Raw genomic sequence first — 25530 nt, 5'->3', positions numbered from 1 at the left:
TGCTTGAGCGTTTTGGCCTCGACCGTGATTCTGCCGTTGGTACGATCAGGCCCTCCGGAGGAAACCAAAGGGCTTCCTCCGGAGGGCGCGGATGATCGTCAGGTGATTTCAGACCACTCGCGGCGCTCTGTCCGAGTGAGATTGCGCCGAATGCGATCCCACCACTTTTCCCGCCAACTTCGTTTGTCCTCATCCGTGTGCAGGACAAGCCGGGCTATGGCCGGAAGCACGAACAAGGTGAGTGCCGTGGCGGTGATCAGACCGCCGATGACCACCGTCGCGAGAGGTCGCTGCACTTCGGACCCGGTGCCGGTGGCTATCGCCATGGGCACGAAGCCAAGCGATGCCACCAGAGCCGTCATTAGGACCGGCCGCAAGCGAGCCAGTGCGCCTTCGCAAATGGCATCGTCGAGAGCCAGTCCCGCATCGAGCCGCTGGCGGATCGCGGTCATCATCACGAGGCCATTGAGGACGGCAACGCCCGACAATGCGATGAAGCCGACCGCAGCGGAGACCGAGAACGGCATACCCCTGAGAGCCAATGCGAAAACACCGCCTGCAAGCGCCATCGGGATCGCGCTGAACACCGACAAGGCCGGAATCCATCCGCCCAGCGCCATGAACAGCAGCAAGAGGACGACCGTGAAGCAGATCGGCACCACGATCGAGAGCCGTTCCTTCGCGGCCTGCAGGTTCTGGTACTGTCCGCCCCATTCGATGAAGGATGCGGGCGGCAGTTCGACCCTGTCGCCCACCTGTGCCTGCGCGTCTTCCACGAATGAGCCGAGATCGCGCTCGCGGACATTAGCGGATACGATCACGAGCCTGCGGCCCTGCTCGCGGCGAACTTCTGCCAGCCCGTCGACCACCCGGAACTCGGCAACCGAGCGCAAGGGTATCGTCGAACCGCCCGGCAGCAGGATCGGGAGCGCACCGAGCTGGTCGAAATCGTCCCGCGCCGCATTCGACAGGCGAACGACGACATCGAACCGGCGATCGCCTTCGAAGACCAGCCCGGCGGGCCTGCCTCCAAGAGCAATGGCGACCGATTGGGCCACATCTTCGACCGTAAGGCCATAGCGCGCGATGGTGGGCCGGTCGAACGCGATGTCGAGCGTTGGGAAGCCGGTCACCTGCTGGACCTTGACGTCGGCCGCGCCCTCGATGCCCTGCAGAACCCCGGCAACCTCGTTGGCAGCACCGGTCATGGCGGTCAGATCGTCGCCATAAAGTTTTACGGCGAGATCGCCGCGCACGCCCGCGATCAGCTCGTTGAAGCGAAGCTCGATCGGCTGGCTGAACTCATAGGCATTGCCGACAAGGGTACCGAGCGCGCTCTCCATCTCGGCGACCAGATCGTCCTTGGACAGACCAGGATCCGGCCATTCGTCGCGCGGCTTCAAAATGACATAGGCATCGGACGCGTTGGGCGGCATCGGGTCGGTTGCCACCTCGGCCGTGCCGGTGCGGGAAAAGACCAGTGCGACCTGCGGAAACTGCTCAAGCCGGTTTTCGACCTTGCGCTGCATTTCGAGCGACCGCTCGAGCGGGGTCGACGGGATGCGCAGGGCCTGCACGGCGAGGTCGCGCTCGTCGAGCTGCGGCGTGAATTCGCTGCCAAGGAAGCTGAACATGAAGGCCGCGACCGCGAACAGTCCCGCCCCTACGCCGATCACCGGCCACGGACGCGCTATGGCGCGGCGCAGCGCGGGCCCATAGCGTTCCTTTGCCAGCCGAACCGGCTTCACTTCCTTTTCGGTGAGCTTCTTGTTGAGCAGCACCGCGATCATCGCTGGCACGAAAGTCAGCGACAGGACGAACGCCGAAGCCAGCGCAAGCATCACCGTAATGGCCATCGGCGAGAACGTCTTGCCTTCCACCCCGGTGAAGGTGAGCAGAGGCGCATAGACCAGCAGGATGATCGCCTGCCCATAGACGGTCGGCTTGATCATTTCCTGGGCCGCCAGCCTCGTTTCGGTCAGCCTCTCGCCTAACGTGAGCAGCCGCCTTTCGCTGTGCTGGCGGGCGGCAAGCCGCGCGACGCTGTTTTCGACGATGATGACCGCTCCGTCGACGATCAGGCCGAAGTCGAGCGCGCCAAGGCTCATCAGATTACCCGATACGCCAAGGCGGTTCATGCCGATCGCGGCCATCAGCATCGATATCGGAATGACCAGCGCGGCGATGATCGCGGCGCGGATATTGCCAAGCAGCAGGAACAGCACCACGATAACGAGCAGCGCCCCTTCGACGAGGTTCTTCTCGACAGTGGCAATGGTAGCATCGACCAGCGAGGAGCGATTGTAGACAATCTCCGCTTCGACCCCGTCCGGCAGCGAAGCGCGTACCTCCTCAAGCCGTTCGGCGGCCTGCGCCGAAACGGTGCGGCTGTTTTCGCCTGCACGCATGAGCACCGTGCCCACCACCGCCTCGTCGCCGTTGAGCGAAGCCGCGCCGGTTCTGAGCTCGCCGCCGATGCTGACGGTCGCGACATCGACGATGCGGATCGGAACGCCTTCGCGCGTCGCGACAACGGCCTGCTCGATATCTTCGATGCTGCCGAGCCGGGCATCGACCCGCGCGAGCAAGGCCTCACCCGCGCGGTCGACGAAGTTCGCACCCTCGGCAAGGTTGGCAGCCTCCAGCGCATTGATCAGGTCGTCGAATGACAGGCCGTAGCCGGTCAGGCGCGACGGATCGGGCTGGACGAGATATTTCTTCTCGAACCCGCCGATGGAATCCACCCCGGCGACGCCCGGTGTCGAGCGCATCAGCGGCGCCACGATCCAGTCCTGTACCGTACGCAGATACGCCGCCTTTGCGACATCGCTGTCCAGCCTGTCGCCGCGTTCGGTGACGAAGCTGCCGTCCGCCTGCCATCCGGTTGTGCCGCCTACAGGGGCGCCGTTCCCGCCGGGGTGCTCATATTCGATCGTGTACATGAGTACTTCGCCGAGACCGGTCGATATCGGGCCCATGATCGGTTCCGCGCCTTCCGGCAGCGCCGCGGTCAGGGGAGCCAGACGCTCGTTCACCTGTTGGCGTGCGAAGTAGAGATCGGTCCCCTCTTCGAAGATGGCGGTGACCTGACTGAACCCGTTGCGCGAGATCGAGCGGGTGAAATCGAGCCCCTCGATCCCGGCCAGGCCGGTCTCGATCGGATAGGTCACCTGGGTTTCGACCTGCGCAGGCGATAGCGCCGGCGCCTCGGTGTTGATCTGTACCTGAACGTTGGTGATATCCGGCACAGCATCGATAGGGAGTTTGAGGAGGTTCATCGTCCCCCAGATCGCGGCGCCGACTGTCAGGACGATCATAGCCCAGCGGAAGCGAACCGCGACATCGAGGATCATCCCGATCAGGCCATGAGATTGGCGCCCCTCGCGATGGGGGCTTTCGATTGCGTTATCAGTGGCCATGGGAAGCACTGTCCTTTTCGAGTTCTGCCTTGAGCAGGAAGGCGTTCTTGGTCGCGATGCGCCAGTTCGGCTGCAGGCCGGACACGATGGTCACCATGCCTCCCGACCGCGAGCCCGTGACGACGTCGCGAGCCTGGAAGCCGCGCCGGGTCTGCACGAACACCACTTCTTTCCCATCGATGGTCTGGACCGCGTCTTCCGGCACAGCCACGCGTGTCTCGTCGACCTCACCCGAGGGACGAATGGTGGCCTGGAGAAATGCGCCGGGCTGCAAGCCGGGAATGGGCCTGGCGAGCGACAGCACGGCCGTCGCGCTGCGACTTTCGGGATCGAGCGAGGGCGTCACCGAACGGACCCGCGCGCCGACTTCTTGGCCATCCCCCATTTCCAGAGCGGCCTCGTCACCGGGCTGGATACGGACAGCGTCGGCCGATGGCAGGGCCACGTCGACCTGAATCCCGCTGGGATTGACCACGCGATAGAGTTCCTCGCCGGCGTTGACGAAGGAGCCGAGCACAATTGGTGCCGCCGTGACCCGGCCCGAGAGCGGGCTGGTCACCGCTAGCGATCGCCCGTCTCCGCTGACGCCGGCCGCTGTCGAGGCCGCACGGGCACGCGACAGCTCCGACTGCGCGACCTGCAGATTGGCGCGTGCCGCTTCGAGATCCTGGCGTGCCGTGACATTCGCTTCGAATAGACGCTGTTCGCGTTCATAAATTGCCGACAGCTCGCCGACCCGGGCCTGTGCTGCGCTTACTTGCGCGGCGAGCCCGGCGGCATCGGCACTTTCGAGCCGGGCGATGGTTTCGCCCGCCCGCACGTAATCGCCCAACGTCTTCTCGACGCTGCGTACGACCCCCGGTGCCCGGGCATCGATCCGCGCGCTGGCGGTCGGACTGGCCGTGACCGTTGCCGGAAAGACGAGTTCGACGACGGATCCTCTGCCGACCGTTTCGATCACGATTTCCGAGGCACGGATCTGCTCAGCGGTGATCTCGACCAACCCTTCGGGCACCCCGTCATCGGCGTGATCATCACCGCCGCCATTCTCTTCGCCTTCGGCGTGTTCTTCCTCTCCTGCATCACGCGGGGCCCCGCCGCTGTCGGGCCAGAATACAAAGGCAGCAAGGATCAGGATGACGAGGCCGATGGCAACGGCCAGACGTTTGCGATTCATGATAGAGGTCCTCATTGCGCAGCGAGCCAGATGAGCTCGGCCGCGAGACGGCCACGGTCTTCCCGGGCCTGGATCAGGGCTTCACGGATGGTGTCGCGTGCCTCGGCGGCCGCCAACACCTCGATGAGCGGGAAGCGGCCATTGCGATAACCGACATTGACGAGCCGAAGGGCTTCCTCGGCTTGCGGTAGCGAGGTCTGAGCGAGAGTTTCGACCCGGGTTTCGGCGGCAAGGTAGCGCGAGCGCGCCTGCTCGATCTCCAGCCGATAATCAGCCAGCGCTACAGCCTCGCGTGCGTTCGCGGCACGCAGGCGTGCCTGCGCGGCGGCGATGTTTCCCTGGTTGCGATTGGCAAAGGGTAGCGGGATCGAGACGCCAACGAGAAACGCCTGCTCATTGCTTTGCTCGAACCGACGGACACCTGCGGAGATGACCGGGTCGGGCACCGCCAGTGAGCGTTCGCGATCAATCGCGGCATCGGCCGCCTCGCGCTCGGCACGGGCGACCTGGAGACGCAGGGATCCTTCGGAAACAAGCAGGTTGGCAGGCGGCACGATTGCCGGGAAATCTGCGGGCACGAGGGGCGCGGAAGCGGTATCGCTCCACAGTGCTGCCAAGGCAGTGCGTGAAGCGAGTGAGGCAGCCTCTGCCGCCTGCAACTCTGCTTCGGCTTCCGCGACTGCCGCTTCAGCCCGCAGCGCGCGCAAGGGCGGCTCTCGGCCGACTTCGACCAGCAAGCCTGCGATACGCGCAAGTTCGCGGTTGCGTTCGACGATATCGCGCGCGAGTTCGAGCCGCGAGGCAGCGGCGACCGCCTCGACATAGCGAGCGCGAACCTCGCGGCCGAGCCGGGCCGTGGCCAGCTTGCCCTCCAGCGAAGCCACCAAGGCTTCGGCTTCGGCCGAACGGACGCGGGCGCCGCGCTTGCCGCCCAGTTCGAGACGTTGGCCCACCGAAAGCGTGTAATCGGTGGCGGACAACCCCGAAAAAGCTCCGGTGCCCGCGAAGTTTTCAGCTTCGAAGGAGAGCTCGGGGTTGGGCCTTAACCGGGCCTGGTCGATGAGCGCGCGGGCTGCCGCCGCGTCTTCAACCGGCCCGATGAGCCGCGGGTTGATAGGGTTTTCGGAGCCGGTCTCAACGACTCCGCTCCGTTCGAGCGCGTCGTCGAGCGACAGGACGGGTGTGTCCTGCGCTGCGGCCGGCCCGGTAAACAATGCGAGACTTAAGCCCCATACAAGGGAGCCCCGCCAGAAACTGGCGTTCATGGATCATGATTTCCTCTAAGAATTTACGCAAAGCGCCGTGAACGGCGCAGTGGCGGAAATTCAGGCGCGAGGAGGGCGCTTCGGTAGGTCGCGCTCTACGGATGCGAGCCGTGCCACACGCAAGGGAAGGCGCGTGGAAGCCATGAACCTCTGGGCATCAAACGCTTGACCGCGTTCCAGCGCCGTTGATGTGTGATGACAATGGCCATGTGCGCATGTGGCGCTTTTCTCAGCTGGCTGCTTGTCGGTTTCCCCGTCCCCATTCGAATGGGAAGCCATCATTTCGACGACCGTTGGAACGTCTTCCGCCGAGCATTCCAGAGCTTCCGCGACCGGGGCAAATAGCACGCCGATCGCCGCAAGCAGCATCAGGAATGACCTGAAGGGAAAAGCTCGACTCAGCCGGACCATGGCTGCCTCATATAGAGCCAAGGCGTGACAGTAAAGATATAAATTCAGCGTTATGTTATATCAAAAATGACGGATATCTATAAAATAGTTTAAATAATTATAGATGATTTAGTAGGATGAATTAACTTTAAGGAAATGTTTTGTTTTAAAAAACATTTTATTTTACGCACTTTTGGTGAAAAATTGTATGAAATTTGAGTTTTAAAGCGCCATAACAATATGGGTGTTCTGTTTAATTGGATGCAAACAAACAATAAGCGGCGGCTGGATATTGATAAGTCAGACGGCTTCTACGACATGGGCTTCGATCACGACGCCGAGACGCTTGCGCACTGCTCCGAAAATGGCCGCGAGATTGTCCATACTCGGGTTGCCCTTTTCGGACAGCATCCGATGCAGGCTCTTGCTTGGCCGGTTGGTCTCGGCCGCCAAAGCTTCAAAGCCGACCGATGCGTTCACTAGGTCACGCAGGATCAGCCGTGCGACATGCGGCTCGCCATTGAGGAAGGCCGTCGCGGCCTCGTCAAGCATGGCCTTGGCAAAAGCGGGATCGCGCGCGGTGCGCTCCTTTACCGTTTCCTTGAAATCCCGTGTCAGCACCATGTCGCTATTTCCTGGCCTTCTTCGCAGGGGCCTTGCGGCCCTTATATTCCCTCAACAATGCAGTGGCCTCGTTGATATCGGCCTGCTGTCGCTTCTTCGTTCCGCCGACGAACAGGATGATCAGCTCATTCCCGTCCTGCGCCAGATAGAGCCGATAACCCGGTCCCCAATTGATCCGATATTCTCCGAGCCCGCCGCCGATCCATTTGACGTTCGACAGATTGCCCAATTCCAGCCGGACAATCGCCGTCGCAACCTTAGCCCCGGCCTGAGAATCGAGATCATCGAACCAGGATCGGAACGGGCAGGAGCCGTCCTCGCGGATATACTCCTGTACAATCAACTCACAGCCTTAAGAGTAACGTATATGTTACCATTTGTCCAGATCCCATTGTCGCTCAGGCCACGAGCCGCAGTCGGTCGAGCTTGGCGGCGCCCTGGGCGAGCAACTTGGCGATCTCGTCGGACGTGCGTCGCACGGCCAGTTTCAGCGCTTCATCGACGTGGATGTAATCCTGCGTCACGTTCTGCGAGGCGTGTCCCAGCATCGCGCGGATCGTCAGTTCCGAGAAACCGAGTTCGGCGGCAATGCTGGCAAAGGTGTGCCGAAGCACGTGGGGTGTGACGCCCGTGATGCCAGCAAAACCGCAAACGCGCTGCAGGCAGGCGCTTACAGACGTGAAGGGGCCATCGCCCGTCGTTGCCGCAAACACATAGGGATTGCCGGCGATCCGGGGTTGCGCCACGATCACCTTGATTGCTTCCGGCCCGATCGCCCGGACCTGCTCGCCGGTCTTGGTGTCGGGAAAGGCGACGAAGCCGCCCATCGGATTGACCCATTCCCGCTGCATGGCTTGCCCTTCTTCGCGGCGATAGCCGGTCAGAAGCAGCAGGCGGATAACAGCGATCCCGGTCGGGCTAACGCCTTGCTGTTCCGCATAGACCATCGCCTTGCCCAGCGTCTCGATCTCAGCGACGCTGAGGCGTCTTGTTCGCTTGTTTCCGGCGAGTTTCTTGGCGCCCTTGGTCGGATGCTCTGCGAGCAGGCCTTTATGCTTTGCATGTCCCAGGATCGCCTGGATCGTGGTCAGGCAGCGCGCAGCGACACCACGGCCGCCGGTCGCCTTCCCGCCGCGCCCGCCGGTACGAGGCTTTCCGGTTTTGCCCTTAGCCACATCGTCCTGCATCGCTTCGACATCGGCAATCGTCAGATGGCGGGCGATGCGCTTGCCGATCAGCGGGTTGATATGGGTCCGAATCCGGCTCTCATCCATCGCAAGCGATGATTCCTTGATTGGCCGGTTCCGGCGACCGAGAATCCTGCCTGCGCGCGCTTCGGTCAGATACCATTCGCACAATTCGGCGACATTCATCTCGTTGCGGGCACGGCGCGCGTCTTCGGCCGGGTCTTCACCGGATGCCACGGCGCCGAGCTTGATTTTCGCCAGATCGCGAGCCTGGTCCACTGTGAGCACGCCGAAGCGGCCGAGATTGACGCGGCGCTTGACGCCTTCGGCGTTTCGATACTGAATGATGAACGTCTTGAGCCCAGACGGCAGCACCCGAATACCGAACCCGCGGATCTCATTATCCCACAGGACGAACTGCTTTTCAGCAGGGGGCTTGAGCGCATCGATCGCGCGCTTGTTCAGCTTGGCTGTAGGCATTGCCGCCTCCATTTGGAGACAAAGCTCCGGAGAGCGCCTTTTGTCTCCATATTGTCTCCAGAATTCGCCGTTTCGTAGCGAATTGCAGGATATGGCAGCGAAGAAGAAAATCAATATCTATTTGAAATAGCGTAGAAAATCGTATAACAGGAAACTGTGGCGTAAGGTCAGAATCGGATTGCCAAGGTTGGGGTCGAGAGTTCGAATCTCTTCGCCCGCTCCATTCTTCCGACATTATTGAGATTTTCGCCTTCGGGCGGCGGGTTATTGCTGACCCCGTATCGCCCGCATTGTCCGGCCGAATGGCCGCTTTCAGGGGCTTGCCAGTGTGCCAGATGGCGCCGGGCAGACTCCCTGCTTCCCGCACCCGCGCGATAGCTGCTGTTCCGAACGCAGTAGGGCGCGTTTCAGAGCGATCGGACATGCCAGAAAGCTAACGAAGCGGCCGCCTCTGCAATCAGCTTGCAGGCCTGCATCCGGCAAATGTCGGCCGCTTCATAATCGTGGAACGACGGACGGAAATCACCCCTCGTGCTTTTGCAGCTCGTCGCCTTCCATGGTCACGACATGGAGGAGGTTGGTTGCGCCTGATACGCCGAAGGGGACGCCGGCCATAACCACCAGCCGGCAGCCCTTGCCGCCGAAACCGTGGCGCAGGGCCATGCGCTTGCCCTTGCCGATCATTTCTTCAAAACTGCCGATATCCTTGGTGGCGACGGCATGTGCGCCCCATAGCAGCGATACGCGGCGGGCCACGGCGACGGACGGGGTCAGCACCATCACCGGCACTGCGGGCCGTTCCCGCGTCACGCGCCGGGCGGAACCGCCGGACCAGGTAAATACGGCAATCACGCTCAGTTGCACGGTATCGGCAATGGTCATGCAGGAATGGCTGAGCGCGTCCGCCACGGTTGGATCGGGCGGCGTGTCGAGCAAGCGGACGCGCAGCTTGTAATCTTCATCCTGTTCGATCCGGCTGGCGATGGCGTTCATCATGATGACCGATTCTTCTGGCCATTCGCCCGCCGCCGTTTCCGCGCTGAGCATCACGGCGTCCACGCCATCATAGACGGCATTGGCCACGTCGGACACTTCGGCGCGGGTGGGGGCCGGGCTTTCGATCATGGATTCGAGCATCTGCGTTGCCACGATCACCGGCTTGCCCTTCAGGCGAGTGGCGTTGACGATCTTCTTCTGCAGCGGCGGCACATCTTCCGGGTTCAGTTCCACGCCCAGATCGCCGCGCGCGACCATGATGCCGTCCGAATGTTCGATGATTTCATCCAGCCGCTGCACCGCCTGCGGCTTTTCGATCTTGGCGCACAGGGCGCAGCGATCGCCCATCAGGCGGCGCGCTTCGATCAGGTCTTCTGGCCGCTGCACGAAGGAAAGGCCGATCCAGTCTGCGCCCTGATCCACGGCGAAGGTCAGGTCGCGCTTGTCCTTTTCCGTCAGGGCGGGGATCGGAATCTCCGCATCGGGCACATTCACGCCCTTGCGGTCCGAAATCACACCGCCGACTTCTGCCTTGCACACGATCCGGTCCGGATGCGCTTCCAGCACGCGCAGGCGGATCTTGCCGTCATTGATCAGCAGGCGCTGCCCCGGTTCCATCAGATCGAACAGTTCGGGATGGGGTAGGCAGACGCGGGTGGCATCCCCCGGCGTTTCATCCCGGTCCAGCACGAAACGGCTGCCATGCGGGATCACCGCCCGCTGATCCGCAAAAGTGCCGACGCGCAGTTTCGGGCCCTGCAGGTCGCACAATATGGCGATCGGGCGGTTGAACTGTTTTTCCAGCGCCCGCACCGCCTTGAAATTTTCCGCATGGAAGGCGTGGTCGCCATGGCTCATATTGAAGCGGAACGCATCGGCGCCTGCGCGGAACAGCCGGCGGAGCATGTCCGGATCGCGGCTGGCGGGGCCAATGGTGGCGAGTATCTTGACCTTGCGGTTGCGCGGATCGAATTTTGCCATGTGAACGACGCTATGGCAGCGCAGCACGACAAGACAAGGACATAAAATGACCCAACCAACCGATCCCCTGGATAATCTGCCCGATGATGTGGCCGCGGCGGCCTTCCGCCGGCTGGTCCGCCATCTGCGCAAGCGCCACGATGCCCAGAATATAGACCTGATGGGCCTTTCCGGGTTCTGCCGCAATTGCCTGGCCGACTGGATCCGCGATGCCGGTTATGTCGGCGACAAGGGCGATGCGCGGGCCCTGATCCACGGCATGCCGATGGATGAATGGAAAGCGAAATATCAGACCGAGGCGACGCCCGAACAGATCGCCCGGATGGAAGCGAGCCTGGAACGGAACAAGGCTGGTTAGGGGAAAACTCCGGCGGCGGGTTCTCGCCCCGGCGGGCGGACGCTATCGAGCCGCCAAGTGATTCATCCTGCCAATCTGGAGAAGCCCGTAATGGCCGAAAATACCGACGACCGCCTGCGCCTGCTGATCGAGCGTATCGAAAGGCTCGAGGAAGAGAAGAAGGGCATCGCCGACGATATTCGCGATGTCTATGCCGAAGCCAAGGCGGTCGGTTACGATGTGAAGATCATGCGCCAGGTCGTCCGCCTGCGGAAGATGAAGCCTGATGATCGCCGGGAAATGGAAACGATTCTCGATACCTACAAGGCGGCGCTGGGCATCGGCTGAGCCGCCGGCTTGATGCGGCGGGGTGCGGAACAGGCCCCGCCATCATCCCGTTGATCCTGTGTAACCAGCATGGCTGCACAGGATCGACGCGATGAGTGAGGAACTGAAGACTCTCGACAAGGCCCATATCGACGAAACCGCCGAAGAGCCGAAAATGCCGGGGCATGAATCCGGCCTTGAACCCAAACCCGATTGGCAACCGCGTTTTCCCGGCTCCGGCCGGTTGAAGGGCAAGATTGCCATCGTCACCGGCGGAGACAGCGGCATCGGCCGCGCCGTGGCGGTGCTTTTCGCCCGGGAAGGCGCCAATGTCGCCATCGCCTATCTGGAAGAGCATGACGACGCGAAGAAAACCCGCGAATTATGCGAGGCCGAAGGGGCACAGGTTCTGCTGTCCGCCGGTGATCTGGGCGATCCCAAACATGCGCAGGGCTTCGTCGATGCGGTGATCGACCGTTGGGGCCGGCTGGATGTGCTGATCAACAATGCCGGGGAACAGCATCCTGACAAGAACATAGAGGATATCACGCCCGAACAATTGCAGCGGACGTTCCAGACGAACATCTTTTCCATGTTCTATGTCACCCAGGCCGCCCGTCCGCATCTGAAACGAGGCGCGGCGATCGTGAACTGCACCAGCGTGACCATGTACAAGGGTTCCGGCGGATTGCTGGATTACAGTTCCACCAAGGGGGCGATCACCGCTTTCACCCGCTCTCTCAGCGAAAATCTGGTGGGGCAGGGCATCCGCGTGAACGGGGTGGCGCCGGGGCCGATATGGACCCCGCTCAACCCGTTTGGCGGCGCGCCGAAGGAGAAGGTGGAACATTTCGGCGAAAGCACGCCGATGGGCCGCCCCGGCCAGCCGAACGAAGTGGCGCCCGCCTTTCTCTTTCTGGCCTGCGAGGATTCGTCCTATATGTCGGGGCAGATATTGCATCCGAATGGTGGGAGTGTGGTGAATGGCTAGTCCCTGGGGGAGTTCGCGCGACATGATCGTATCGACCACGCCGACGGTGGAAGGCCGCCCGGCTAAGGAATATCTCGGCGTTGTGACCGGGGAAGTCATCGTCGGCGCCAATCTGTTCCGCGATATCTTTGCTTCCATCACCGATCTCGTCGGTGGCCGTTCCGGTAAATATGAGGAAGTGCTGGCCCGCGCCCGGAAGGAGGCGATCGAGGAAATGACCGAGGAAGCGCGCCGCCTGGGCGGCAATGCGGTGATCGGCGTGGATATCGATTATGAAGTGCTGGGACAGAACGGTTCCATGCTGATGGTCAGCGTTTCGGGAACCGCCGTCCGCCTGTCTGACTGACGGTGGCTTGCCGGGCCCCGCCGGTCAGGCTGCTGCGCCAGCCTGCAATGTCAGCACGGCAATGAGCGATACCAGCACCCCGTTGGAGCCTGCGTGAAGCAGCATGGAGGACCACAGCCCATTGGCCACGCGCGCATAACCCAGCACCAGCCCGATCAGCAATTGCGGCAGGACCAGCACCAGGCTGAACCAGCCGACCGTTTCGGACTGGTTCACGATATGGAGCAGGGCAAAGCTGCCTGAACTGGCGGCGTAGAACCACGGGAAATGCTGCTGGAACAAGGGCAGAGTCCGGGCCCGGCGCAACAGGGCGAGGCTGATGCAGGCCGCCGCCACGGTGCCGATCAGCAGGCCCGCCCGCAACATCTGGTCCTGCACCGCCACCAGCGCGAATGCCCCGCCGCCCAGCATGATCGCGATGAAGGCGATATGCCCGGGCCGACCCGACAGCCAGCCGTGAAAGGCGGTTTCTTCCGTGATCGGGGCGACGAGTATCGCGAACAGGGCGAGCTGGCCCAGCGGCAGGTCCAGCAGCCGGTTGCCCGGCAATTGCGGCGCGGCAAGGCTGGCCAGATTCGCCACTGTCAGGCCGGCACAGGTCAGTATCAGGGCCAGCGGCAAGAGATGCAGTGTGGAAATCAGGCTGGCCCTGCCGAAGCCGCGCGGGCGGCCGGGCAGGGAAGGGCGGCGCAGAAAGGCGAAGAAGCCCGTCCACTCTCCGCGCCAACCGGCATGTGCGGGAAGGGTTGAGCAGTTCATATCCATGCGTCTATTGCGGCCCGACTATATTTTCCGGAAAGAAAAGCGGACCCAATGGCAGGCCATTCCAAATTCAAGAACATCATGCATCGCAAGGGCGCGCAGGACAAGAAGCGTTCCGCGATGTTTTCCAAGCTCAGCCGCGAGATTACCGTCGCGGCCAAGACGGGTATGCCCGATCCGGACATGAACCCGCGCCTGCGCCTGGCCGTGAATGCGGCCAAGGCGCAATCCATGCCCAAGGACAATATCCAGCGCGCGATCGACAAGGCGAGCGCGAGCGAGGGCGAGGATTACGAAGAAATCCGGTATGAAGGCTATGGCCCGGGCGGCGTTGCCCTGATCGTGGAAGCGCTGACCGATAATCGCAACCGCACGGCCACCAATGTGCGCACGGCCTTTTCCAAGAACGGCGGCAATCTGGCGGCTTCGGGCGCGGTCAGCCACGGGTTCGAACGCAAGGGCCTGATCGAATATCCCGCCAGCGTCGGGGACGAGGAAAAAGTGCTGGAAGCGGCGATCGAAGCCGGTGCCGACGATGTGGAAAGCAGCGAGGACGGCCACACGATCTGGACCGAGATGGAAGCCTTGCACGAAATCGCCGGTGCGCTGGAAAAAAGCCTGGGCGAAGCGGAAAATGTGAAGCTGGCCTGGAAACCCAACCTGACCGTCGATGTCAGCGAAGGCGATGCGGGCACGCTGTTCAAGCTGATCGACGCGCTGGACGATGATGACGACGTGCAGACAGTCTGGGGCAATTACGAAGTCTCGGACGAGATCATGGAGAAGATCGGCCAGGATTGAGGGCCGGCTTGCCATGCTGATTCTCGGCCTCGATCCCTCGCTGTCCTGCACCGGCTGGGGGATCGTCCGGGCCGAGGGATCGCGGATTTCCCACGTCGCCAATGGTCAGGTGAAAACGGACGCGAAAGCCCCGGTGGCCGAACGGCTGCACCACCTGCATGATGCGATCTTCGCCGTGATCGGCCAATATGCGCCCGATCGCGCGGCGGCGGAGGAGATCTTCGTCAACAAGAACCCCCAGTCCACGCTGAAGCTGGCGCAGGCGCGCGGTGCGATACTGGCCGCCTGCGGGCGGGCGAGCCTTTCCGTTTCCGAACATGCCGCGCGCGCGGTGAAGAAATCCGTGGTCGGAACGGGCGGTGCGGAAAAGGCGCAGGTGCAGGCCATGCTGAAGGTCCTGCTGCCCGGCGTGAAAGTGGAAGGCGCCGATGCGGCGGACGCATTGGCCGTTGCCATTGCCGATGCGCATCTCGGGCGTGGATAGGCTGTCCTACAGGGCCGGAACTGCGTAGCGTCACCCGATGGTTTTGCGCGCTATGATCCTGCCCGGCAATTGTTCCGCGCGGCCCGCGCCGCCCGCCCTGACTTTTTGCGCACAGGACAGTGTTCCAACTGTTCCAGGCCAGCAATTTCAAGGGCCTGGATGTAGGGGAGAATAGGCGATGTTCCTGGTCGTGTTCCGCAATCGCAAGCGCGCAGATATCGACCATGCCGCCTATGAGGCGGAAGCGGACCATATGCTGGCCATGGCCAGCGCGCAGCCGGGCTATCTCTCTTTCAAGAGCTATATGGCGGAAGACGGGGAAGTGATCGCCCTTTCCGAATGGGCGGACGAGGCATCGGCCCGCGCCTGGGGGCGGATGGCCGAACACCGCGCCGTTCAGGCCCGCGGGCGAGAGGAATTTTACGAGAGCTACACGCTCTATGCCTGCGCGGATCCGCGCATCCATCACTTCAATTGCAAGGACAAGACATGAGCATCCACGTCTATGGCATCCCCAATTGCGACACGGTGAAGAAAGCGCGCAAATGGCTGGATGCGCAGGGCATCGAATACGTCTTCCACGATTACAAGAAAGAAGGCGCGGACAGGCTGAAACTTGAACGCTGGGTGGAGGCGAAGGGCTGGGAAGTCGTGCTGAACCGCCGCGGCACCACTTTCCGCAAGCTGCCGGAAGATGAAAAGGCGGATATGGACGCTGCCAGGGCTGTTGCCGTCATGGAAAACCATGTTTCGACGATCAAACGCCCGGTGGTCGAACATCCGGGCGGGCTGCTGGTCGGCTTTACGGAGAAGGAATGGGAAGCGGCGCTTTTCTGAAAATGGCGGCCGCCATGCCCGTGCCGGGAAATGCGCTTGTTGCGAAACGCTTGCAACTTCGTCGGTAGTTACCACATGGTTGCTGGAAGATCGGCTGCCGCGTGCCGCGCGGCGCGTTTTCGCCCGGCAAATTGCCAGCCTATCAGGAGATTCCCTTGGCCCAGCCCTCGCAACGCCCCGCCCCTCGTGAAGTTGAAGTTCTCGCCAGGCGGCTGGTGACGCCCAACATGCTGCGCCTGACGCTGGGCGGTGCGGGCATGGCCGGTTTTCCCGAAGGGCAGGATGGCGGATATGTGAAACTGCGCCTGCCGCCAGCGCCGGATTCTGAAAAACCGCAGGTGCGCACTTATACGATCCGCGCCCAGCGCGAGGGGGAAATCGATGTCGATTTCGCCCTTCATGGCGTGGATAGCGGCCATGCGGGCCCGGCCACGCGCTGGGCCGCGCAAGCGCAGCTGGGCGACCGGATCGAGATAGGCGGGCCGGGCCCGGCCAAGCCGTTGCCGGCGGGCATGGATCACTATTTGATCTTCGGCGATATGACCTCTCTCCCCGCGATCAGCGTCAATCTGGAAAACCTTCCGCGCGATGCGAAGGGCAGGGCCGTGATCGAAATCCGCGAGGAGGCGGACCGGCAGGATCTGGATCATCCCGAAGGCGTGGCGGTGGAATGGCTGGTCAATCCGGATCCCGGCAATGAACAGGCCGTGCTGGCGCGGGCTGCGCGGTCCCTGTCATGGCCTTCCGGTTCCATCTATGCCTGGGCCGCCAGCGAATTCCTGACCATGCAGGCCCTGCGCAGCTATCTGCGGGAAGATCGCGATCTCGGGCGGGACCGGCTCTATATTTCCTCCTACTGGAAATGCGGGCTGGAAGAAGATGCGCACAAGCTGGTGAAGCGCGAGGATGCGGAACTGGCAGGCGCCTGATCGCCTGCCCGCCCGGTCAGCTGAGATAGTAATCCTGTGCCCGCAGCGGTTCGGGCGGGGTTTCGCCCAGATGCGGGGCAAGGCTGATTTCCGCCGTGCGGCAGATGGCATCCAGCGGCAGCGCATTGGGCGTGTTGCCGAAGGGGTGGCTCAGATCCTCCGTCACTTCGGCCAGGCCCAGAAAGACATAGCCGACAATGCCGACAAAGAAGGGCGTCAGCCATCCCGTGGCGGCGACCAGCGCCAGCGGCAGCAGCAGGCAATAGAGAAAGGTCGTGCGGTAGATCAGCAGCGAATAGACATAGGGCAGCGGGGTCACCGCAATCCGTTCACACCCGGCCTGCTGGGCGGCGATGCTGGCGATCCGTTCCGCCAATGTGCGCGATCCGAATCCGTCCAGCGTGCCATCGGCCCGTGCCTTGCCGACAATGGCTGAAATCTCGTCCAGCGCGGCGCAGGCGGGATTGGGGCTCTTCGCCAGATCGCCCACCATTTCGCGTGTGCGCTCATCCAGTTCGACCTTCCGCAGATTGATGCGGTGGAGATGCAGGAAAGCCAGCGAAAGGCGGATGATTCGCTGCTGTTGTTCCCGGTCATCCAGAAACAGCTGCGTTTCGCGCGCGAAATTCCGCAGGTCGGCCAGCAGGCCACCCCATAATTTCCGCGCTTCCCACCAGCGGTCATAGGCGGCGTTGTTGCGAAAGCCGAGGAACAGCGAAAGTGCGACACCGAACACGGTGAAGGCCGTTGCGTCGATATCGGGGAAGCCCGGCATCGCATCATGCAGCCAGACCATCGCCGCGGCGAACAGCATCAGCGCCATCAGCTGCGGGGCGATGATCGGAACGATCGACCCGCGAATGGCAAAGGCCAGCTCGAACAGGGTCGGCTTGTCGCGCAGGATCATGCCGGATCAGGCGCGGCGTGCGGTCAGGATGTAATTCAGCGTCAGATCACCGGACAGGTGGAGCCCCTTCATCGGCGAAAAGGTCATGCCGGTCGGTTCGCTCGCTTCCAGTCCCAGATCGGTCAGCATCGCTGCCAGTTCTTCCGGGGTCACGAAATCGTTCCATTCATGCGTTCCGCGCGGGATCGCGCCCAGCGCTTCTGCCGCGCCGGTCAGCAACAGGCGCGACCGGACCGTGCGGTTGGGCGTGGAAAGAATCATCAGCCCGCCCGGGGCCAGCCTGTCTGCCAGTTGGGACAGGAACAGTTGGTTGTCCGCCACATGTTCGATGACTTCCATCGACGTGACCAGATCGAACGTGCCGATATCCAGCGTGCCGATCTCCCCCGCCATGTAGCGAATATCCAGTCCGGCACCTTCGGCATGGAGCGAGGCGGCCTGCACATTTTCGGCCGCCGCGTCCACGCCGGTCACATCGGCGCCAAGCCGGGCCAGCGGTTCGCACAGCAGGCCCGCGCCGCAGCCAACATCCAGCGCGGCCCGGCCGGCCAGAGGCTTCAGCGAATCGGCGCGATCCGGCCAATGGCGGTCAATCGCGGTGCGAATATATTCCAGCCGGACCGGATTCAGCCTGTGCAACATGGAGGAGGAACCCTTTGGATCCCACCAGTCTTTCGCCAGCGCACCGAAATGAGCAGCCTCATCCGGGCGGATGGTTGCATTTGCGACAGTTGCATCACCCATAGGTGTCTCCTAACAGCGCGCGGGGTTCTAGACCAGAACCGCCACCAGCAGGAGCATATAAGTTGGCGCGTATCGTGATGAAATTCGGCGGCACCTCAATGGCCGGGACCGAGCGGATTCGGCGTGTCGCGAATATCGTGCGCAAACAGCAGGCGGCAGGGCACGAAGTTGCAGTGGTGGTTTCCGCCATGGCGGGCGAGACGGACCGGCTGGTCAATTTCTGCCGCGAGGCGAACCCGCTTTACGATCCGGCCGAATATGACGTGGTCGTTTCCAGCGGGGAACAGGTCACCAGCGGCCTGCTGGCGCTGACGCTGCAGGCTATGGGCTGCAAGGCGCGCAGCTGGCTGGGCTGGCAATTGCCGATCCATACGGTGGAAGCCCATGCCAAGGCGCGTATTCACGATATCGATTCCGATGCGCTGCTGGCCGAAATGGGGCAGGGCGTGATCGCCGTGATCCCCGGCTTCCAGGGCGTTTCGGACGATGGGCGGATTACTACGCTGGGTCGGGGCGGGTCGGACACGTCCGCCGTGGCCGTGGCGGCGGCGATTGGCGCCGATCGCTGCGACATCTATACCGATGTGGACGGCGTTTATACCACCGATCCGCGCATCGTCGCCCGCGCGCGGAAACAGAAATACGTCACTTACGAGGAAATGCTGGAGCTTGCCTCGGTCGGTGCGAAAGTGTTGCAGACCCGCTCTGTCGGGCTCGCCATGAAGAACGGCGTGCGCGTGCAGGTGCTTTCCAGCTTTATCGGAGACGATGCGCCGCCGGCCGACGATTTGCCCGGCACGATGATCGTTTCCGACGAGGAAATGGCCCAGATAACGGAGAATGAGAATATGGAACGCCAGCTTGTCACCGGCATCGCGCATGACAAGAACGAGGCCAAGGTGATCCTGACCCGCGTGCCCGACAAGCCGGGTGCGGTCAGCCATATTTTCGGGCCGCTGGCCGACGCGTCGATCAATGTCGACATGATCATCCAGAATGTCGGCCGCGACAAGGGCGAGACGGACGTTACCTTCACCGTCCCTGCGGCGGACCTCGCCCGCACCCAGGCCATGCTGGAGGACAAGCGGGATTCGATCGGTTACAACCGCATCATCACCGACAGCCACGTGGCGAAGATTTCCGTCGTCGGCGTGGGTATGAAGAGCCATGCGGGCGTTGCCGCCACCATGTTCAAGGCGCTGGCCGATCGCGGCATCAACGTGCAGGCGATTTCCACCAGCGAGATCAAGGTTTCGGTACTGATTGACGAGGACGAGACCGAACTGGCCGTTCGCGTCCTGCACACTGCCTATGGCCTCGATGCGGAGGATGAAGCGGCCTGACATTCCGGGCCGCTTCGCCCCCCATCACCGCATCACGGTGAGTGAAGAGGGAGAAGCGTGACCGCGCAACAGGACCAGCAGGAAGTTATCGACTTCCTCTCCCGCCCGGAAAGCCATGGCGGCGCGGGTCCGGTTGAACGCGTTGAAACGCATATTGCGGTCATCTTCCTGGTTGGGGACCGCGCCTTCAAGCTGAAGCGCGCGGTCCGATATTCATATCTGGATTTCTCCACCCCGGCACAGCGCCGCGCCGTCTGCGAAGAGGAATTGCGCCTCAACCGCAGGACCGCGCCGGAACTCTATATCGCCGTGCGAAGCATTGGCCGCCGGCAGGACGGTTCGCTCGGTTTCGACGTGGGCGATCCGATCGACTGGGTGGTGGAGATGCGGCGCTTCGACGATGGCGCCCTGCTGGAAGCCGTGGCGGAAAGGGGCGATCTCGATCCCGGCCTGGTGCGCCGTTTGGCGGACGGGATCGCGAAGTTTCACGAATCGGCAGAGATAATCCGCGTCCAGGATGGCGCGGAGCGGATTCGCAGTATCGTGACCGGCAACCGCGAAAGCATGGCCGCACAGCCGGACGTGCTGGCAGCCGAAAAATGCGATGCTCTCTATCGCCGCTCTCTCGAACAGGTCGATCGTCTTGCGCCCTTGCTGGATAGCCGTGCGCGAAACGGATTTGTGCGCCATTGCCATGGCGATCTTCATCTCGCCAATATCTGCCTCTGGCGCGGCGAACCGACCCTGTTCGACTGCCTGGAATTCAATTCCGATCTCGCGACCACCGATGTTCTCTATGACGCGGCCTTCCTTGTCATGGACATGTGGGAACGCGGCTTGCGCCGCCAGGCATCGCTGCTGTTCAACCGCTATTGCGATATGAGCGGGGAGAGCGAGGGCGTGGCCACATTGCCGCCGTTCCTTTCCATGCGCGCCGCGATCCGGGCACATGTGAATGCCAGCGCCGCCGCGCAGATGGATGATGCGGAAAAGGCCCGCGGCAAACGCACACAGGCGGGGGAATATCTGGCCGCGGCCCTGACTTTCCTCGACCAGCCATTGCCGCGACTGGTCGTGGTTGGCGGATTTTCGGGCACGGGGAAATCCTCCCTGGCTGGCAAGCTGGCGCCGGAAATTGGCGGCGCGCCCGGCGCGCGGTGGCTGCGAACGGATGTGCTGCGCAAGCGGATGGCCGGTGTCTCCCCGGAAGAAAGCCTTTCGCCCGACGCTTATACGCAGGAGCGATCCGACAAGGTCTATATGCGGCTGATGGACGAAGCGCGCGCGATGCTTTCGGCAGGGCGCAGCGTGGTGGTGGACGGTGTATTCGCCAGATATGCCGAACGCAGCCGGATGGAGGAGCTGGCCCGGCAGGCAGGTGTGCCCTTCACCGGATTATGGTTGGAGGCGCCGCCCGAAGTGCTGAAACAGCGTGTTTCAGGACGTGTGGGTGACGCTTCCGATGCCGATGCCGCCGTGGTCGATCTGCAGATTGCGCGGGATCCGGGCGATCTTTCCGATTGGCGGCGCGTGGATGCCGCGCCCGCGCCGGATGCGGTGCTGGCCGCCGCCCGAAACCATTTGCGCGATTAAGTCAGCATATCGGCTGCATGGCAGAAATGGCCGGCAACGCAGGTCCTGCGTCACTGGCCGCCCGAGCGTGCCGGAGCGTGGGGGGAAACGCGGCGGCCCGGATCAACCACTTGCCGCAATCCGCGCCGCGCCCTAAGCGCCGGGCATGACAGATTACCCCCTTACAACCGCCCGCATGGCGCGCGGTGCGGAGTTCCTCGGCAGCAAATACGCAATTCTGTGCGGGGCGATGAGCTGGGTTTCCGAACGCAATCTGGTGGCAGCGATCAGCAATGGCGGCGGTTTCGGCGTCATCGCCTGCGGTGCGATGACGCCCGACCTGCTGGATGCCGAAATCGCCGGGACCAAGGCGCTGACGGATAAACCCTTCGGCGTGAACATCATCACCATGCATCCGCAATTGCCGGAACTGATCGATGTCTGCGCGAAACATGGCGTCGGCCATGTCGTGCTGGCTGGCGGCATTCCGCCAAAGGGCAGTGTGGAATCGATCAAGGCATTCGGCGCGAAGGTGATCGTTTTCGCGCCGACATTGGCCTTGGCGAAGAAGCTTCTGCGTTCCGGCGCGGATGCTCTGGTGATCGAAGGGATGGAGGCCGGCGGCCATATCGGCCCGGTTTCCACCAGCGTGCTGGCGCAGGAATTCCTGCCATCGCTGGCGGAAGATCATATCGTATTCGTGGCCGGCGGCATCGGCCGGGGGGAAGCGATTGCCGGCTATCTGGAAATGGGCGCGGCCGGTGTGCAGCTGGGCACGCGATTTGCCTGTGCCAGCGAAAGCATCGCCCATCCCGATTTCAAGAAAGCCTTTTTCCGCGCCAGCGCCCGCGATGCAGTGGCCAGCGTGCAGGTCGATTCCCGCCTGCCGGTCATCCCCGTGCGTGCCCTGAAGAACAAGGGCACGGAGGAGTTCACCGCCAAGCAGAGAGAAGTGGCGGGGTTGCTGGATAGCGGCGCTGTGGAAATGGGCGAAGCACAGTTGCAGATCGAACATTACTGGGCCGGGGCGCTGCGCCGGGCGGTGATAGATGGCGATGTTGAAAACGGCAGCTTGATGGCTGGCCAGTCGGTCGGCATGGTTCGCGAAGAGGAACCTGCGGCCCGGATCATTGCAAAGCTTATGGAAGAAAGTGAAGCGGCACTGGCACGGCGCTGAACGGCAAGGAGAAGATTAAATGGAATTCCAGCGAATCAACCCGGTTACGGGAGAAGTCGCTTCCAGCGCGAAGGCGATGCAGCCGGGCGATATCCCGGCAATCTGCGAAAAGGCGCAGGCCGGTTTCGACCAATGGTCGAAGATGGGCCCCAATGCCCGCCGCGCGGTGTTGATGAAGGCGGCTGATGCGCTGGAATCCAAAAAGGACCAGTTCGTCGATGCGATGATGGGCGAAATCGGCGCCACGGCCGGATGGGCCATGTTCAATCTGGGCCTGGCTGCCAGCATGGTGCGCGAAGCTGCATCCATCACCACGCAGATTTCCGGCGAAGTGATCCCGTCCGACAAGCCGGGCTGCCTGGCCATGGCGCTGCGCGAACCCGTGGGCGTCATGCTTGGCATCGCCCCGTGGAACGCGCCGATCATTCTGGGCGTGCGCGCCATCGCCGTGCCGCTTGCCTGCGGCAATGCAGTGATCCTGAAGGCGAGCGAGCAATGCCCGCGCACCCACGCGCTGATCGTGGAAGCCTTTGCCGAAGCGGGCTTCCCCGAAGGCACGATCCAGTCCGTCACCAATGCGCCGGCGGATGCGGGCGATGTGGTGGGCGCGCTGATCGATGCGCCGCAGGTCAAGCGGATCAATTTCACTGGCTCCACCACTGTCGGCAAGATCATCGCCAAACGCGCGGCGGAACATCTCAAGCCCGTCCTGCTGGAACTGGGCGGCAAGGCGCCGATGATCGTTCTGGATGATGCCGATCTGGACGAAGCGGTGAAGGCAGCTGCCTTCGGCGCCTTCATGAATCAGGGCCAGATCTGCATGTCGACCGAACGGATCATCGTGGTCGATGCCGTGGCCGATGAATTTGCCGCAAGGTTCAAGGCGAAGGTCGGCTCCATGCCCGTGGGCGATCCGCGCGAAGGCACCACGCCGCTGGGTGCGGTGGTCGATGAAAAGACTGTCGCCCATTGCATGAGCCTGGTGGAAGATGCGCTGGCCAAGGGTGCGGAACAGCTTACCGGCGGGGAAACCACGCAGAATGTGCTGATGCCGGCTCATGTCATCGACAAGGTCACGCCGGAGATGAAGCTGTTCCGGGATGAAAGCTTCGGCCCGGTGGTCGGCATCGCCCGCGCGCGGGACGAGGATCATGCCGTGGAACTGGCCAATGATACCGAATATGGCCTGTCTGCCGCTGTCTTCACCCGCGATACGGCGCGCGGCCTGAAAGTGGCGCGCCAGATCCAGTCCGGCATTTGCCACGTCAACGGCCCGACCGTGCATGACGAAGCGCAGATGCCTTTCGGCGGCATGAAGGCATCCGGTTATGGCCGGTTCGGCGGCAAGGCCGGGATCGACGCCTTCACGGAACTGCGCTGGGTCACCGTAGAGACGGAGCCCGGCCACTTCCCGATCTGATCAGAGCCGGGCCCTGCCCGATGAACGCCCGGTTGGCGCCGCCAGGATGGCGGGCGCTGACCGGGAAGGGCATAATGCCATTGCTATTCGCTGCCGGTTGAAACCGGCCGTTCGCCCCGCATGATCCGGCCCCCTGTGCCGCGCGGCACGGAATTGACCCAGGCCGCTTGCCGCCCGCGTTCTTTTCCATAGGCAAAGAGTTCGCGCATGAAATCCTGCGCGAAATAATCGTGGTTCTCTTCCACGAAATCATCGCCGATGAAGCTCAGCCGATAGAGGGTGCCGTTATCCCGCGCATTGCGGAATGCGACTTCGGCCTGAGTGCGCAGATCCTTCTGCACGCCCAGTTCGGATGCACGGCGCGCGATCTGCAAAATGCTGCTTTCAACCAGCTGGAAATCGCCGGACAGCCGTTCATTCACCAGCACGAAGATTTGCCGTTCCGCGCCCGCTTCCGGCCGGAGCGGGATGGCAAACAGGCCCCCGCTCGATCCGCCATCGACATGCCATTCACGAATGATGCGGCCATTCACCCGCGTTTCGATCGGTACGGGCGGAAACACTGTGGGCACGGAAGAGGATGCGAGCAGGACCTGCCGGAACAGGCGATAGCGCCCCGGTGCGTTGCTGGCGGCAATGGCTCCCATGTCCCACACCACGCCACGCGCCGCGTCGAAACTGGTGGTGGTGACATAGAGCCGCCGCCCCTTGGCCTGTTCCGCTGCGACAAGATCGATCACCTGGTTGGTTGCATAGCTGGCGATCAGTTCCGCCAGCGGTTCGGTTGATGCCGCGCTGTTGGAAAAGGGAATGGCAAGCGGGAAACGCACGGAATAGACGTCTTCCGGCTCGATCTCGGTATAGGCTGCGGCCAGATGCGGATCATATTGCGGGCCGAGAAAGGCGAATGTCGCGATCAGCGCGCCGGTGCTGACCCCGGTCACGATAGTGAATTGCGGCCGTTCGCCCGTCTCGCTCCAGCCCGAAAGGAAACCCGCGCCATAGGCCCCCCGATCGCCGCCGCCCGACAGGACGAGTTCGGTGATCGGGATGCCGGGTTCGGCGGTGGGAGGCACCAGTCTGGCGCCAAGCCCCGGCTCATCCATCCAGTATCGCACATTTTCCATGTCCGGAATTTGTGCGGATAGGATCTCGCTCTCGGTAAAAGGCGTCCGCTCCGCCGTGGCGCAACCGGACAAAACGAGGGCGAAGGCCAGCAGCAACGGACCGATCGGGGAGCGCATCATATCCTCCGCCTCCCGGAGAATGATTGCCGCGTCAAGAAAGGGCTGCCCACAGCATCCATCCGCCGGCCGCGATGAACAGCGCAGCGGCGATTCCGTGCACTGTAGAGAGCGATATTCGCTGCACCAGGGCATTGCCCAGCAGGACAGCCGGCACATTGGCGATCATCATTCCCAGTGTCGTTCCGGCAGTGACCAGCGCCAGCGATGCAAATTGCGCGCCCAGAGCGACGGTGGCGATCTGCGTCTTGTCGCCGATCTCCACCAGGAAGAAGGCGATCAGCGTGGTCAGGAAGGCGCTGTGCCCGCTTTTCGGTTCCTCATCCTCATCCAGCTTGTCCGGCACCAGCGTCCACAATCCCATGGCGATGAATGACAGGGCGATGGCCACCCGGAACCAGGTGCTCTGCAGCAATTCTGCCACCAATTGTCCGGCCAGGGCCGCAAGCGCGTGATTGGCCAGTGTGGCCAGCAATATGCCAAGAATGATCGGCACGGGCTTGCGGAACCGCGTGGCAAGCAGGATCGCCAGCAGCATGGTCTTGTCGCCGATTTCGGCAATGGCGACGAGCAATGTGGAAGTGAGAAAAGCGTCCATCAGGAAATCCGGTGCCGGGCGGACGAACAACACAACGACATCGCGCCACTCCACCCGGCAAGCGGAGGCGCAATGTCATTGGTCTCGCCGGGACGGTGATCCGTCCTTCCTGCACCACGGCCTCTCGGCCAAGTATGTTGATGCGGGAAACCGTCCGGATGGACGGCGGGCTACTCCCCAGATGACGTGGTG

General features: G+C 62.7%; 25 protein-coding genes and 1 riboswitch. Of the genes, 13 read left to right on the top strand and 12 right to left on the bottom strand.

All coding sequences use genetic code 11. The annotated features are described in order from the left end of the window. Positions 1 to 98: 98 nt before the first annotated feature. The 7 genes from WYH_RS09640 to pyk all read right to left on the bottom strand — a co-directional run bounded on the left by WYH_RS09640 (position 99) and on the right by pyk (position 10519). Positions 99 to 3362, bottom strand: coding sequence for an efflux RND transporter permease subunit (locus tag WYH_RS09640; protein WP_156320187.1), 3264 nt, complete (start codon positions 3360 to 3362; stop codon positions 99 to 101). Between the two features lie 46 nt (positions 3363 to 3408). Next, the gene (locus tag WYH_RS09635; RefSeq protein WP_046903657.1) at positions 3409 to 4596 is read right to left on the bottom strand and encodes an efflux RND transporter periplasmic adaptor subunit; all 1188 of its coding nucleotides are present in this window, start codon (positions 4594 to 4596) and stop codon (positions 3409 to 3411) included. Between the two features lie 11 nt (positions 4597 to 4607). Next, positions 4608 to 5861, bottom strand: coding sequence for a TolC family protein (locus WYH_RS09630; protein ID WP_046903656.1), 1254 nt, complete (start codon positions 5859 to 5861; stop codon positions 4608 to 4610). Between the two features lie 690 nt (positions 5862 to 6551). Further along, positions 6552 to 6875, bottom strand: coding sequence for a helix-turn-helix domain-containing transcriptional regulator (locus tag WYH_RS09620; RefSeq protein ID WP_046903655.1), 324 nt, complete (start codon positions 6873 to 6875; stop codon positions 6552 to 6554). Between the two features lie 4 nt (positions 6876 to 6879). Then, entirely contained in the window at positions 6880 to 7218 is a 339-nt protein-coding gene (locus WYH_RS09615) for a type II toxin-antitoxin system RelE/ParE family toxin (RefSeq protein ID WP_046903654.1), read from the bottom strand. A 55-nt stretch (positions 7219 to 7273) separates the two neighbouring features. Further along, positions 7274 to 8542, bottom strand: coding sequence for a tyrosine-type recombinase/integrase (locus WYH_RS09610; protein WP_046905029.1), 1269 nt, complete (start codon positions 8540 to 8542; stop codon positions 7274 to 7276). A 522-nt stretch (positions 8543 to 9064) separates the two neighbouring features. After that, positions 9065 to 10519, bottom strand: a complete 1455-nt coding sequence (pyk, locus tag WYH_RS09605) for a pyruvate kinase (protein ID WP_046903653.1) — start codon at positions 10517 to 10519, stop codon at positions 9065 to 9067. Between the two features lie 46 nt (positions 10520 to 10565). On the opposite strand from pyk, the gene WYH_RS09600 reads away from it, so the two are divergent. From WYH_RS09600 to WYH_RS09585, 4 genes are all read left to right on the top strand, one after another. Continuing rightward, positions 10566 to 10877 (top strand): DUF1244 domain-containing protein, encoded by a 312-nt coding sequence (locus tag WYH_RS09600; RefSeq protein WP_046903652.1) that lies wholly within the window; start codon positions 10566 to 10568, stop codon positions 10875 to 10877. 90 nt (positions 10878 to 10967) lie between these two features. Next, positions 10968 to 11204 (top strand): DUF2312 domain-containing protein, encoded by a 237-nt coding sequence (locus WYH_RS09595; RefSeq protein ID WP_046905028.1) that lies wholly within the window; start codon positions 10968 to 10970, stop codon positions 11202 to 11204. Between the two features lie 91 nt (positions 11205 to 11295). Further along, entirely contained in the window at positions 11296 to 12174 is an 879-nt protein-coding gene (locus WYH_RS09590; RefSeq protein WP_082347940.1) for an SDR family oxidoreductase, read from the top strand. Positions 12175 to 12196: 22 nt separating this feature from the next. After that, on the top strand, positions 12197 to 12520 hold the full coding sequence (locus WYH_RS09585) for a heavy metal-binding domain-containing protein (RefSeq protein WP_046903651.1): 324 nt from the start codon (positions 12197 to 12199) through the stop codon (positions 12518 to 12520). Between the two features lie 24 nt (positions 12521 to 12544). Here the strand turns inward: WYH_RS09585 and WYH_RS09580 are convergent, their stop codons facing one another. Continuing rightward, the gene (locus WYH_RS09580) at positions 12545 to 13279 is read right to left on the bottom strand and encodes a CPBP family glutamic-type intramembrane protease (protein WP_169780753.1); all 735 of its coding nucleotides are present in this window, start codon (positions 13277 to 13279) and stop codon (positions 12545 to 12547) included. A 54-nt stretch (positions 13280 to 13333) separates the two neighbouring features. Between WYH_RS09580 and WYH_RS09575 the strand changes: the two genes are divergently transcribed. The 5 genes from WYH_RS09575 to WYH_RS09555 all read left to right on the top strand — a co-directional run bounded on the left by WYH_RS09575 (position 13334) and on the right by WYH_RS09555 (position 16333). Continuing rightward, positions 13334 to 14083, top strand: coding sequence for a YebC/PmpR family DNA-binding transcriptional regulator (locus tag WYH_RS09575; protein ID WP_046903649.1), 750 nt, complete (start codon positions 13334 to 13336; stop codon positions 14081 to 14083). Between the two features lie 13 nt (positions 14084 to 14096). After that, positions 14097 to 14567, top strand: a complete 471-nt coding sequence (gene ruvC, locus WYH_RS09570) for a crossover junction endodeoxyribonuclease RuvC (protein WP_046903648.1) — start codon at positions 14097 to 14099, stop codon at positions 14565 to 14567. A gap of 178 nt (positions 14568 to 14745) precedes the next feature. Continuing rightward, entirely contained in the window at positions 14746 to 15060 is a 315-nt protein-coding gene (locus WYH_RS09565) for an antibiotic biosynthesis monooxygenase family protein (RefSeq protein ID WP_046903647.1), read from the top strand. After that, the gene (locus tag WYH_RS09560) at positions 15057 to 15404 is read left to right on the top strand and encodes an arsenate reductase (protein ID WP_046903646.1); all 348 of its coding nucleotides are present in this window, start codon (positions 15057 to 15059) and stop codon (positions 15402 to 15404) included. Before WYH_RS09565 ends, WYH_RS09560 begins: the two co-directional genes overlap by 4 nt. Before the next feature lie 155 nt (positions 15405 to 15559). Beyond that, positions 15560 to 16333, top strand: coding sequence for a siderophore-interacting protein (locus tag WYH_RS09555; protein ID WP_053833681.1), 774 nt, complete (start codon positions 15560 to 15562; stop codon positions 16331 to 16333). A gap of 16 nt (positions 16334 to 16349) precedes the next feature. Here the strand turns inward: WYH_RS09555 and WYH_RS09550 are convergent, their stop codons facing one another. Together WYH_RS09550 and ubiG are read right to left on the bottom strand one after the other, a co-directional pair. Beyond that, on the bottom strand, positions 16350 to 17240 hold the full coding sequence (locus tag WYH_RS09550; protein WP_046903645.1) for a bestrophin family protein: 891 nt from the start codon (positions 17238 to 17240) through the stop codon (positions 16350 to 16352). A gap of 6 nt (positions 17241 to 17246) precedes the next feature. Then, positions 17247 to 17984 (bottom strand): bifunctional 2-polyprenyl-6-hydroxyphenol methylase/3-demethylubiquinol 3-O-methyltransferase UbiG, encoded by a 738-nt coding sequence (ubiG, locus tag WYH_RS09545; protein ID WP_046903644.1) that lies wholly within the window; start codon positions 17982 to 17984, stop codon positions 17247 to 17249. A gap of 62 nt (positions 17985 to 18046) precedes the next feature. Between ubiG and WYH_RS09540 the strand changes: the two genes are divergently transcribed. The 4 genes from WYH_RS09540 (at position 18047) to WYH_RS09525 (ending at position 23496) form a co-directional block, all read left to right on the top strand. Continuing rightward, positions 18047 to 19327, top strand: coding sequence for an aspartate kinase (locus tag WYH_RS09540; RefSeq protein WP_046903643.1), 1281 nt, complete (start codon positions 18047 to 18049; stop codon positions 19325 to 19327). Positions 19328 to 19384: 57 nt separating this feature from the next. Next, entirely contained in the window at positions 19385 to 20920 is a 1536-nt protein-coding gene (locus tag WYH_RS09535) for a bifunctional aminoglycoside phosphotransferase/ATP-binding protein (RefSeq protein ID WP_046903642.1), read from the top strand. A 145-nt stretch (positions 20921 to 21065) separates the two neighbouring features. Next, complete coding sequence (locus WYH_RS09530) at positions 21066 to 22076, top strand: NAD(P)H-dependent flavin oxidoreductase (RefSeq protein WP_046903641.1); 1011 nt, start codon at positions 21066 to 21068, stop codon at positions 22074 to 22076. Between the two features lie 19 nt (positions 22077 to 22095). After that, positions 22096 to 23496: an aldehyde dehydrogenase gene (locus WYH_RS09525; protein WP_046903640.1), complete on the top strand. Its 1401-nt coding sequence runs from the start codon at positions 22096 to 22098 to the stop codon at positions 23494 to 23496. Positions 23497 to 23579: 83 nt separating this feature from the next. Here the strand turns inward: WYH_RS09525 and WYH_RS09520 are convergent, their stop codons facing one another. Continuing rightward, the gene (locus WYH_RS09520; protein WP_046903639.1) at positions 23580 to 24743 is read right to left on the bottom strand and encodes a patatin-like phospholipase family protein; all 1164 of its coding nucleotides are present in this window, start codon (positions 24741 to 24743) and stop codon (positions 23580 to 23582) included. Between the two features lie 31 nt (positions 24744 to 24774). Then, entirely contained in the window at positions 24775 to 25338 is a 564-nt protein-coding gene (locus WYH_RS09515) for a TMEM165/GDT1 family protein (protein ID WP_046905025.1), read from the bottom strand. Between the two features lie 16 nt (positions 25339 to 25354). Next, a riboswitch (yybP-ykoY riboswitch) is annotated at positions 25355 to 25530 on the bottom strand.

Source organism: Croceibacterium atlanticum (genome assembly GCF_001008165.2).
Taxonomy (GTDB): Bacteria; Pseudomonadota; Alphaproteobacteria; order Sphingomonadales; family Sphingomonadaceae; genus Croceibacterium_C; species Croceibacterium_C atlanticum.
This window is presented reverse-complemented; position numbering and strand designations above follow the sequence as displayed.